This is a genomic window from Flavobacterium sp. NRK F7 (genome assembly GCF_024054195.1).
GTDB lineage: Bacteria > Bacteroidota > Bacteroidia > Flavobacteriales > Flavobacteriaceae > Flavobacterium.
Map to the genome: position 1 here is coordinate 2581818 of NZ_JAMXLB010000001.1, position 11533 is coordinate 2593350.

An 11533-nucleotide genomic window follows, 5' to 3' on the forward strand; every position below is an offset into this window, starting at 1 on the left:
AAGTTATTATTTACTTGGTATTAAAGGTCTTGGTATTTTTTCATCCCAATGTGCTCTTTGCGACAACAACCAACTAAAATCTCCTGATAATTGATCACCTGTCTTAAATTTTCCATTTTCAATTTTATTGTAAATTCCTGCACTGGAATGGCAACCCATACAACTTTCAGTTCCAAATATAGTAATGTCACTAGCTGGATTGGCTTCCATTAAATTAGAAGCAGACTGATTTCCGCCTTGAAAAAAGGTTTCCATTGTAATGTTTGTTAGTAAGGCAATATTAGGTTCGCCACCTGGTTTATTCGTTACTGATGCTGGCAATCTATACCCGTCTTCCGTATGTGAACTAGGAGGTACATTTTGATTTAAAGGATATTGTGTATCGATAAGTTGGTAATACTGAAACACACTATTAATTGATTTAAAATACTTTTGAACTCTCTGATTGATTTGTTGCACACGCATTGGAATATCAACCATTCTTTTGGCTTGCGTTTTCATTATATCACTATTGGCAAAATACCTATCGGTAGTATCTCCAGAAATTGTCCAATAATCACCATGATTACCTGTATGATGCGTATAAGTAGTACCTCCACTAGTAACATCTACATTCACTGGGCAAATTTCACACTCTGGATTGGTCAAAGAGGGATGAATAACTGATCTTTTACCTTCTTTTTCAACCACATTTTGATCTAAATTATCGATGTGTTCAAAAGTAGACCAAACCCATTGTTTGCCTGTTGGTGTTTTTTGACTGATGTGAAACCCTATCATTCCTAATTCTTTCTTCGCTAAGATGCCATTTTCATCAATAACATAACCAAAATTTCTATAGTAGCGCTCTTTATGATCGCTGTCAGTTAATATTTTCCAAGCAAACTTAATTTCAACCGCTCCAAGCTTTGTTGTTGCATAATCACCCGCTGGAAAATTAGCAATCGCCCCATTTTTTGAAAAATCAATTTGACCATTGATATTGTATAATTTATTAGTAACCAAATAATCAAATTCTTCTTTGTTCATTAAAACTTCATAATACACTACATTCCCATTTTGATCAAACAGCTGCCCCGCAAAGGCTTGATCGGTTTCATCAGCAACGTTTTTAGAGTGTATTCTTTTTGTTGGTGTTTCAGAAGATAAAAAGACGCGTACTGTATTTTCTTCTAACATGGTCGGACTTAAATTATAACCTGCTTTTACTCTCGGACTTTCCCAAGGTGCTGGTACACCTCCGTCTTTTCGATACACTTGAGCCGCTTCTTTCCAACCTAACCAAGTAGATTCTCCATCATCTGTGAAATTTGGCATTGGTTTACCTTCTTTGTCTCTAGGCCAAAAAATGGCGACCATGGCTTTCCAACTGAATTCATTAAAGGCTTCGTTCAATTGGTAAATATTACCTTCTTTTTTTAGTTTATCTTGCAATTCTGGATTTACATCTACTGGAATGGAGGCAGATAATTCAAATGGTTGCTCTATTTTTTCATAATGATCTCCTTTTTTATCACAGGAGAAGAAAAAACTTACCATACCTAAGAGAGCAATCTTAGCTACTAATTTTTGTTGTTTCATGCTAGTTGGTTTTAGTTAAAAATTATTTTTCATGTCTTCTTTTCCAAAAAAGAGTATTGGAAAAGCGCTTTTCTTGTTGGTAAAATTCATTTCTTTTCTTTTCATATAATTCAAAATCATAGGCTACTAGATTTTGATATTTTCGCAAACCAATACGGTCTTTTTTTAAGAAATCTTGGATAGCAAAACTCGCCCATTGACTCATTACTAAGGCTTTATATATTCCCAAAGAAGAAATAGGGTCATAACTGGAAGCGGCATCACCTACTGCTAACCAACCTTCTCCTACTGATGATTTTACATATTGGGTATGAGCCGCCACTAAAAAAGGAGCAGTTGTATCCGATAATAATGCTACTCTTGTCGCAGTTATAGCCGTTTGTTGTAGTCGTTCTTCAAAATGAGAATCGTCTTTCATTTTCAAATGGGAAGCAATATCGGAATCGGTTAGGTACCCCAAAACTAATTTCTGGTTGGGTAAAGTGGCACTATACCACCAACCATTCGCATCTGTTTCTACCACAATACCTTCTTTTATTTCGGCTCTATTCGCTTGTTTTAAATCATAAAAGCGATACACACCCACCTGTTTATCCTTTTTTATTTTTTCCGTGCCTTGTAGCGCAGAAAAAGCAGCTTTTTTACCAGTAGCATCTACCACAAAAGAAGCGTTTAGAAGTAGTTTATCATGGTAGTGTTCACACGTCAATATCCATTGTTCGTTTTGCCAATGCGAATGGATACAACTCGTATTCCAATACATTTCAACTCCTTTTTCTTTGGCTTGCGCTATCATAAACTGATCGAAAGCATTTCGGTCTAAATTCCACCCATAACCATAAGGAGAGAAAATATATTCATTGGTATAAACCGTATGAGAACCCCAAACCGATGACGTTCCATAGGAAGAAGAAAAATTACAAGCTAAGAAAGCCTCCCAAATCCCTAAATTTTGAAATTGTTTTGAGGCTTGAGGCGGCAATGTTTCTCCTATTTTAAAAGGGTTTTCTAATGATGCACTACGTTCTATAATAGCAATATGCAAGTCTTTATTGGCCTTTTTTAAAGCCAATGCGGTAGCACAACCTGCCACTCCTGCTCCTATTATGATTACATCATACTCCATCCTTATACTTCATCTTGTTTTACGGCTATCCATTGGGCCACAACACCAGCTGGTGCCGTGGAATCTCCATTTGCTCCGGTTGGATGCGGAATAACTCTTACTATAGTTCCAACTAAAGCCGGTCTTTGATTGACTCCATTTACCCAATTCGGTACAAAATAACCCACATAATTGTAAATCCATTCGGCTCCTCCTACTACTCCTTTGCCTTGAAATTGAACCGTAAAAGGATTGCCATATCCAATGGAACCGGTTAATTTCAATTCCCAACCTGGACCAAATATCAATCCGTCAAAGGTTTGCATCGGACCTTCATTAATTTTAATAGTACCTCGACCAAATTCCAAGCTGTCAAAATCAGCAGTTACATCTGGATTACTTAAAAAACTTCTATATGTCCATAGTCCAGTAAGAACTTCTGGGACGCCATTTATTGTAGTACTCATAGTTTTATTTTTTTGATTTTGAACGGGTATCACCAAGCCCTAAAATGCGGTTTCCAGGTTGTACGGGTTCACCTAAAGCTTCGTTATTGCGTTCTACTTGATAAAATTGTTTGTTATTACCTTCTCCACTCGATACGATGAAACCTAAGTCTTTCCAAGCTTCCACCATTTGTAAATCTCCCGCATTATTATCTGGAATACCTGAAGCCCAATACACTTGCGGACCATTCAGAGATTCAAATACAACCATAGGTCTATGCGCAGGCCACCAAGGTATATTGTATGCAATTTGCTGTTGTACCGGATCACCCGTGGAATCAGGGTAAATGGTATTCCAATTTTCATAGGTAACATCTACATTTTGATCGGTACATTCATGGAAATCAGCTTGCCATGGTACGCCTATATATTTGGTTAAATCTCCAGGTTCTAAACCGGCTTTCAGATTAGGAGCCGTACTGCCGTCTTTATCTGCAATTGGTTTGGGTATACTTAAAGCCCCTGGAACATAGGTTGCATGTTTGATACGATAAGGTTCGCTATAAATAGCCGGGTTTTTCATAATCCACGTCATTTCTGCTCCCGGACAAAAAGCACCTCCAACGGCATTTCCTAAAACGCCTCTATCGATACCAATTCCGGTTGTAGGTGGTAACGCCCAAGGATTTGAACAATTGGCATTGCCTTCCTCCCATTCCTGACATTCATTAACGAATTTACCCGCTGCCCATTGTCGTAAAAAGAACAATTGAGTAGGTCGCATCGCTAAAAACTTGTCGGGTGAAACATTGGTTAACGGATTATTACCACATAACATCGGCATTAAACGAGGTTTGTTTGCTGATTTTGCATTGCCTTCTACGGTATACGCATTGGTTTGCGAACTTTTTCTCATAATACCCAATACAAATTGGCGCAACTTGAAATTAGGATCTTCTCCATTTTGTGGTGGTTGGGATAGCGCAGCCTGACTTAAATTACCACCCGTACCTCTATTGTGAGGATCACCACCATCACTGGGGTCAAATACCATCGTAAACGTGGTTTGTTCGTAAGGCCTTCTTAAAATAGGCCAAATATCTCTATAGAATTTAGGATAATAATCGGGATTAAAACGTGCCGCATTTTTCCATAAATCCAATTCTTCTTGGGTGGAAGGACTGTTATTTTCTATATCAAAGGGTGGTACACCAAAAAGCCTTGGTTCGTAAGCCATATTACGTACAAAAATATCATACATAGTTTCGTCCATCGTAATCATATCTTCCAGTTCTGGTGCATATCTGGGATAACCCACCACTACCCAAGCCGGAACTTGAACTTCCATAGTGGCTTTGGTTTTGGTTTTGATCTCTTTATCACCATCATAGCTAATGTTGATAAACGTATATTCTATTTTTGCCGTAACCGGTCCGTCGGAAATATCGTCAAACCAACCGTCGTTATTCACAAAATTATCTATTACAGGAGTTTTGGTAGAACCCGAATTTCCATTGCCACCTAAGACTAACAAACGAATGTTTTTATCTTGTTCGTTGACCAAAACACTACCCAAAGTTTCAATCGAATTGGGTTGAATATCCGCTGGAGGAAAGGTTTGCGGATAGGCTACTTTCTTGTTTTTACTGTTGTCATTTCTTTTACTTTCCGAACCAAACTTAGCAAAAGCACCTTGATTGTTCTTTAAGTTCACCGTTACAGGTCCGGGATCGATAATCAATTGTCTTCTTAAATCGGGTTGGGTAACTTCAGGATTACGCAACGGATGATCAGGTGCATAACCGTGTTGCCCATTGGTCTCCTGAAATTCATACCAAGAAGCCTTTTTATTCGCTAAATGTACTGTCCAATCAATATCAGTTACAGTACCTTCTACTATTCTTGGAGCCGTTACTGCCGTTTGATAGATAAAATTATATTTACCACCCACTTGAATTTCTTTGCCTTCGCTATCGCCTTCATCTGCATAAGCAAAAACACGAAAACGAGCGGCTTGTTTTTTGATTTTTGATAAATCGTTATCATCTTTAAAGGAAGAAACACGTACCGGATTTCCATTGGCATCTTGTTTTTCTTTACCCGAAGTATCACACGCAATCGGTAAAGCACCTGGTTGTTCAGGAGCGATATAAAATTGGTCTGAATTTCCTAATCTCGCAATTCCGATACTAGGATGTATTTTGAATGTCGTATATGATTTGCTCATTTGTTTTGTTTTTTTAATCCATAAAATTTAATGAAACGCCTTCTATGAATACCGCATTTTCTACTGGTTTTCCGTTTAAGCCTACGATTACTAATTGCACGGTAATGTTTTTCGCTCCATTATTTAAAACACGTTGTACCGCATCTGAAGCATCGATTTTATAATTTCGAGGTTCGTGATTGTGCAACGGTCTTCTATCGAATGTACGCGTATTGGGTAATGGTAAATTACAATGTCCTGGACCACCAAAACAACTGCCGTTAAAGGTAGAAAAGGCTTCTACAAAATTAGGGTTATCAGTAATTGGCGTGTCTACAGAAGCATCAGGTGTGTTTAAGAAAACACGAATACTCGCATTTTGTAAATTCCCCATTTGGACACGGTGCAATACAATTTCCGCTTTGCGGTGCGCTTGTAAAGTGGTTTGCGACACTTGTGCAGGAGCTGCTTTAAATTGGGTTAAACCCACCGCATTAGAAACCGGATAAAACACCGAATCTCTCATATAAGTATAGCCTAATTTCTGAATGCTCATTGCTTCTTTAACCGTTAAGGTCCAAGGAGCCATAACCGCATCCATTTCTAGTGGCGTACCATTATGTTGTTCTTGCCATTTGGCCCAAATTCGGTCCACGTTAGAATGATGCCCCCAAAACAACGGATCAAATGCGGTAGTACGGTTATCGGTCATCCAACCGTAAATAGGGTTGTCTAAATTTTGTGGATCTGGAGTTAGGTTTAATTTTTGGTATATCTTAACCCAATCTTTGTTATTATCAGGGTAATTCGGATTGGTTCCTCCTGAAAAATTATGCATGCCATTGTGGACTTTTTCCAAAGCTCCAAAATAGTGGTCGTAAGCCGAACCACCACCCATATCGGCAAAGTTATTAATGTCTAAAATTAAGGCAATATCGTCTTTGGTTGGATATTGTGAAATGGCAGCCGTACCATTTAAAGAACCCGGCCATCTATTTGGAAACCATAAGGGATTGACTTCTTTTAAAACGGTATACAAGGCATTGATTTTGGGTGACCAAATCGCAACATTATTCTGATTGATAATTTCATAATCGATACCCGCTGCTTTTAAGAAACGCAATCCCGAATTGAAAATCGTGCCTTTTTTGGTTAACGAAGCCAATGCGGTGGTTTCTTTGGGTGAAAACAATAACGAACCATCAGCGGCTTTCATCGTACTTAGTTTTTCAAACCCTTTGGCAGTTAAAAAACAACCGTATGCATCGGGAATAACTCCTAAATCGAATTGCGAATTGTTAAACGTATTCGTATTCACATCTGCATAATCGGTCCAAGACCAATACGGCAATGATATGTTGGGATTGTAATCTTGTAATTTTTGTTCGAAGAAATACAAATACAAACGGTGCCAAGGTAAGAATTGCTCCCAACCGTGCTGACACGAATTGGTATGAATGCGTGCCCAATAATCGAAACTTCTATCGTCTTGCCAATAGTCGTTGTATTGGTTCATGCAATTAATCGCTTCACGGAAGGTTTCCAATTCCTCAGCAGTTAACGAACTGATTTCTTTACGAACGGTTAAGCCATTCACGCTTGCTTTGCTTTCGTTAGTAGGTGCTTGCGCTTGTGCATGCAACATTTCACCACGAGCTAAAGCTACCAAATTGCTCACTTTAGCTGTGGAAACCAATTGCAGTTTATTCGTTTGCTCCTCTTCTAACGTCAACGGGCAACCCGAATCGATCCAATTGGCAATAAACTGAATTTGTTCAGCAGTAGCTTCATTGGTTGTGTCCCATAACAATTTAGGGAACATAATTCCATCGAAAGGATATTGGCCTTTTAAACCGATGATAATACCCGATTGATCGCTTCTTTTCACCGTTGGAAAAGCACCACCTCCACCACTACTACCACCCGAAGGCCAACAATCAGTAGTTACTTTAGGTGCCGCTAAGTTAGCCGAAGAAGTCAGTTTCGGTTGACTATCGATAGGTGCCGTTGCGGTTTCTTGAGAACCACAGCAGCCTTCTGTTTTTACGGGACTCATGGTTTTGTCGGGTGCATGGGTTGCGGGAGCACTACTACCACAACATCCTGAAGCCGTCGTTTGGGTCGTAAGCCCGTCTTGTGGAGCAATTAAGCGTTGCCCATACAAAGACGCATTGAGGAATACCTCTGGATTTTGCCAGAAGGCATACAGGCCTTGATAACTGGGAATGGTATTTCCTTGTACAGTATCTAAAATAGAAACCACCTGGTCATACATTGCCTTTTGATTTTTGGTACTAGCCATATTCGGGTTGTTTATTGTTTGATTAGTTACACCCAAAGTAACAAAGAATACGGCAGGCATTTATAGGTAGAAATACCTGTTTTTTTGAGTTGTTGGTTGTCGGTTGGTGGTTGTTGGTTAATTTGATATTGCTATTGAAATTGCTATTGAAATTGCCATTGAAATTGAAACACCTAAAATTAACTTATGTGGTTTTACAAAACTTTTTTCATCATTTGTAAGTAGAAAAATAATATATTTGAAAAATACTATTTTGTAACGCTTAAACACCTAAGATTAGGTAGATTGGCGCTATGTAGTAGCGCATATATACTAGTTAGCAGTCATTTTTACCGCAACGCCTGAAAATAGAACTAATACAACAGAAATTGAGAATATTAATTGACACAAACATTCTGATTAATCTTGAAGACAATAGAGTCATCAATAAACAGTTTTCAGAATTTTACAGATTAGCAATTACTAATAATTGTCAAGTTTTATATCATCCAAAAGCTATTCCTGTTGATATTAGTCGTGACAAAAATTCTGATCGAAAAGAAATAATAAAGTCTAAACTTGATAAATACGAAAAGTTAAAAGACTATACTGAACCAACGACAGAGTTCAAAAACCATATTGGTGAAAAAAAAGTTAATGATGAAATCGATAATAAACAACTTTATCAATTATCGAAAGGCTATGTAGACGTTTTTGTAACTCAAGATAAAGGAATTCATATCAATGCTAAAAAAATTGGCATTCAAGATAAAGTTTTAGACATTGAACAAATTCTAACTTTACTCGAAGAACAATTCACTATTAAAATCCCAAGCCATCCAATTCTCAAAGAACATAGCATTAGGGAAATTGAAGATAAATTTAATTCAAGTTTTTTTGACAGCTTACGGGAGGATTATGGTGTAAAAGAATTTAATCTTTGGTTAGAAAAATGCGCAAGCAAAAACAGAAAATGTTATTCTTTAATAGTTGAAGATGAATTACAAGCAATCCTAATTTACAATTTAGAAACTGTTGAAGAACATCAATTAGAAAACATCTATGAAAAAGCATTAAAAATATGTACTTTCAAAGTTTCTGACACAGCATTTGGAATAAAACTTGGAGAATTATTTCTTCACAAAATGTTTGAATATTGTATTAATCAAAAATTAAATTTCTTATATCTAACAGTTTACGAAAAACAAAATCATTTAATCAAACTATTAGAAACTTTCGGTTTCTATAAAGTTGAATTTATGAATAAACAAGGATTATTAGAAATTCAAATGATTAAATGTTTGGACAAAAAGAAATTAGTATCAACTGAAAATACTAAAAATAATCATCCTTTTTATTTTGACAGCAAAAAAATCTCAAAATTTGCAATTCCAATAAGACCAGATTATTATGAAAAACTTTTCAAAGATGGAAAACTTCGTGTTCCAACTTTGTTTGACACTTCACCAGATAGCGTTAATGAAATTCAAGGAAATACAATCATAAAAGCTTACATATCAAATTCTAAAATTAAAAACCTTAAAAAAGGGGATTTACTTTTTTTCTATTCTTCAAAAACAAATCAAGAAATTGAACCTGTAGGAATTCTAGAAACTATACAAATAGTAAAAGATTTCAATGAACTATGGAACTTAGTTGGCAAAAAGACTGTATTTTCGCAACAAGATTTATTAAAGAAACTAGATGAGAAGAAGGAATTGAACGTAATTACATTCAGGCTAATAACTTACTTAAAAAAGAAAGTAAAATTGGCGAAAATAAAAGAAATCGAAAGTTTCAAAAATAAAATACAAACTATTACAAGAATATCAGAAACCGATTATCAAAAACTGAAAAATGAAGGATACTTTGACAAGCGTTATATTATCGATTAAACCAATTTACGCACAAGCAATAATTGAAGGAACTAAAAAAGTAGAATTTCGTAAAAAAATTTTCAAACGAGAAGTTGAAAAAATTTTTATTTATTCTTCAATGCCAAAGAAAATGATGATTGGTTATTTTACAATATTAGACATTGTTGAAGATACACCAATAAATTTGTGGAATGAGTTTAAAGAAGTTGGAGGTATATCTGAAAAAGACTTTTTTGAATATTACAAAAATGTTGAAAAAGGTTTTTCGATTAAAATAAATGAAGTCGTGAAATTTGAAAAAGAAATTGATCCAGAAGATTTTATTGAAGAATTTTGTGCTCCACAATCATATATATATATTGAAGAAAAAACGACTGCTAACAGCGGTTTTAAGAAATTGGGAGTTTAGGCAAAATTTAAAGGTAATTTTATATATTTGACTTTAGTCCTAATGGAATGGTTTGGGAACAAAAATCCCCAACTTCTTAAAGCCGGCGGGACGTTAGCGGCAAGCTTAAACCGATAAGAATGATTAAAAATATTATCATTACTATTTCTCTTCTTTTAATCTCATGTTCGAAAGACAAACATAAGATTGAAATATACACATCACCTTATAGATTCAACAATCTAGAAGGAATTCAATTATCGAAACACTTTGAAAATGAGATTAAAAATGATGCTGATTTTTTAAGAAAATTTGGCGCTAATACAACTTTTGATACTTTAAACAATGATATTATTTTTGCCGGAAAATTCAATTTTGTCAGTACTAAATTAAATAAAGAACCTACGATATCAGACAATGAAATCTTGATGTTAGATTTAGACAAAAACGAAATTATTTTTTCTGAATCAGGTAGAAAACAACTAAGTAAACTAAAAGGAAGTTTATATGGTATTCAATTCATTATGACCGACAATAAAAAACCAATAATGACAGGTTACTTATGGAATGATTTTTCACCTTATTGGTCTAATTGGAATACTATTTCTTACTCCACAGATTTTAATAAAAAAAAGAAAAATAGAATTTTTAAAGGAATTGGAAGACAAGATTTGTTGGGACAACCTATAAATTTCTCAAATTATACAGATCTTTTGATTGCATTTAAAGAATCTAATCGCTTAAAAGAAAAAGCTAGCCGCTAACAGTGGTTTTGCTAGATTGCGAAAAATGTGCAAAAAATCACATTTTTCTCTCGCAAGAAATTTTATCATTAACAGAAAATAATAGGTTCCGTAGCTCGCAACTTCGTCAAGCGCGGGAACGTTAGTGGCAATTAAAACCAAACTATAAGTAAATGAAAACCAAAATATTATTACTTTCTTTTGCAGCTTTTTTAATCAGTTGTAATTTTCAAAAGTCTTCAGAGCAAAAAACAAATTCAAATAACAAAGATTATTTAGAAGTTCTAAATAAAAAAGAATCAGATTCTCAAAATAAGTCACAAGGCAATCTTGGTAATCTAATTTCTACTATTGAATTTGGAATAAAAGCAAATAGTGACGAAGCAAAAGATTTTGAAGACGGCATTATACCTTGGGTTAGTATTGAAAATCCAAAAAGTGAAATCGATAGATTAATTGATGCTGACAAAATAGTTATTCCAAATTCAGAAATAACAGTAGTTATTGATTATCCATTAAATAATCCAGCTTCATTTATTTTAAAGAGTAACGAAAAAGGATTTACTAGAAAACAATTAATTCTAGAAATTAGCAAAAAGTATCACGAAATCTACAATACTGAAGAAAAAACTGCTGAAACAAAAACAATTCCTATTGAGAAAAGAGAAGGTTTAATCAATAGAAATGAAACTGATGGTAAATATGGAATATGGGGACATGATATTGGTGATTTAGATTTAAGTTCAATAGAAGTCTATGAATTAGAAAATGGCAAAGTCCAAATATTACTTGGTGTGGAATCTTAAACATTAACTGCCACTAAGAGCGGTTTTAAGAAATTGGGAGTTTAGGCAAAATTTAAAGGTAATTTTATATATTTGACTTTAGTCCTAATGGAATGGTTTG

Annotated in this window: 9 protein-coding genes; 4 read left to right on the top strand and 5 right to left on the bottom strand. The window is 35.2% G+C overall.

Annotation, left to right across the window (positions count from 1 at the left end; translation table 11 throughout):
* Positions 1–6: 6 nt before the first annotated feature.
* From NHF47_RS11700 to NHF47_RS11720, 5 genes are read right to left on the bottom strand one after another with little or no spacing between them, the layout of a single operon-like run.
* A complete protein-coding gene (locus NHF47_RS11700) occupies positions 7–1581 on the bottom strand; it encodes a hypothetical protein (protein WP_252765093.1) in 1575 nt (524 codons plus the stop codon).
* A 22-nt stretch (positions 1582–1603) separates the two neighbouring features.
* Positions 1604–2707: an NAD(P)/FAD-dependent oxidoreductase gene (locus tag NHF47_RS11705; RefSeq protein WP_252765094.1), complete on the bottom strand. Its 1104-nt coding sequence runs from the start codon at positions 2705–2707 to the stop codon at positions 1604–1606.
* A gap of 2 nt (positions 2708–2709) precedes the next feature.
* Positions 2710–3153 (bottom strand): hypothetical protein, encoded by a 444-nt coding sequence (locus NHF47_RS11710; protein ID WP_252765095.1) that lies wholly within the window; start codon positions 3151–3153, stop codon positions 2710–2712.
* Positions 3154–3157: 4 nt separating this feature from the next.
* Positions 3158–5359 carry a LodA/GoxA family CTQ-dependent oxidase gene (locus tag NHF47_RS11715; RefSeq protein ID WP_252765096.1) on the bottom strand — a complete coding sequence of 734 codons (2202 nt, stop codon included), beginning with the start codon at positions 5357–5359 and terminating at the stop codon, positions 3158–3160.
* Between the two features lie 13 nt (positions 5360–5372).
* The gene (locus NHF47_RS11720; RefSeq protein ID WP_252765097.1) at positions 5373–7640 is read right to left on the bottom strand and encodes a tyrosinase family protein; all 2268 of its coding nucleotides are present in this window, start codon (positions 7638–7640) and stop codon (positions 5373–5375) included.
* Positions 7641–8008: 368 nt separating this feature from the next.
* Between NHF47_RS11720 and NHF47_RS11725 the strand changes: the two genes are divergently transcribed.
* The 4 genes from NHF47_RS11725 to NHF47_RS11740 all read left to right on the top strand — a co-directional run bounded on the left by NHF47_RS11725 (position 8009) and on the right by NHF47_RS11740 (position 11433).
* Positions 8009–9514 (top strand): EVE domain-containing protein, encoded by a 1506-nt coding sequence (locus tag NHF47_RS11725; protein ID WP_252765098.1) that lies wholly within the window; start codon positions 8009–8011, stop codon positions 9512–9514.
* Complete coding sequence (locus NHF47_RS11730) at positions 9477–9905, top strand: ASCH domain-containing protein (RefSeq protein WP_252765099.1); 429 nt, start codon at positions 9477–9479, stop codon at positions 9903–9905. Before NHF47_RS11725 ends, NHF47_RS11730 begins: the two co-directional genes overlap by 38 nt.
* Before the next feature lie 119 nt (positions 9906–10024).
* Positions 10025–10648, top strand: a complete 624-nt coding sequence (locus NHF47_RS11735) for a hypothetical protein (protein WP_252765100.1) — start codon at positions 10025–10027, stop codon at positions 10646–10648.
* Positions 10649–10800: 152 nt separating this feature from the next.
* Entirely contained in the window at positions 10801–11433 is a 633-nt protein-coding gene (locus NHF47_RS11740; RefSeq protein ID WP_252765101.1) for a hypothetical protein, read from the top strand.
* Positions 11434–11533: the final 100 nt, after the last annotated feature.

Bases quoted from the DNA above. Each gene is read 5' to 3' on its own strand.
- NHF47_RS11700 (WP_252765093.1), bottom strand. From the start codon at position 1,581: ATGAAACAACAAAAATTAGTAGCTAAGATTGCTCTCTTAGGTATGGTA.
- NHF47_RS11705 (WP_252765094.1), bottom strand. From the start codon at position 2,707: ATGGAGTATGATGTAATCATAATAGGAGCAGGAGTGGCAGGTTGTGCT.
- NHF47_RS11710 (WP_252765095.1), bottom strand. From the start codon at position 3,153: ATGAGTACTACAATAAATGGCGTCCCAGAAGTTCTTACTGGACTATGG.
- NHF47_RS11715 (WP_252765096.1), bottom strand. From the start codon at position 5,359: ATGAGCAAATCATATACGACATTCAAAATACATCCTAGTATCGGAATT.
- NHF47_RS11720 (WP_252765097.1), bottom strand. From the start codon at position 7,640: ATGGCTAGTACCAAAAATCAAAAGGCAATGTATGACCAGGTGGTTTCT.
- NHF47_RS11730 (WP_252765099.1), top strand. From the start codon at position 9,477: ATGAAGGATACTTTGACAAGCGTTATATTATCGATTAAACCAATTTAC.
- NHF47_RS11735 (WP_252765100.1), top strand. From the start codon at position 10,025: ATGATTAAAAATATTATCATTACTATTTCTCTTCTTTTAATCTCATGT.
- NHF47_RS11740 (WP_252765101.1), top strand. From the start codon at position 10,801: ATGAAAACCAAAATATTATTACTTTCTTTTGCAGCTTTTTTAATCAGT.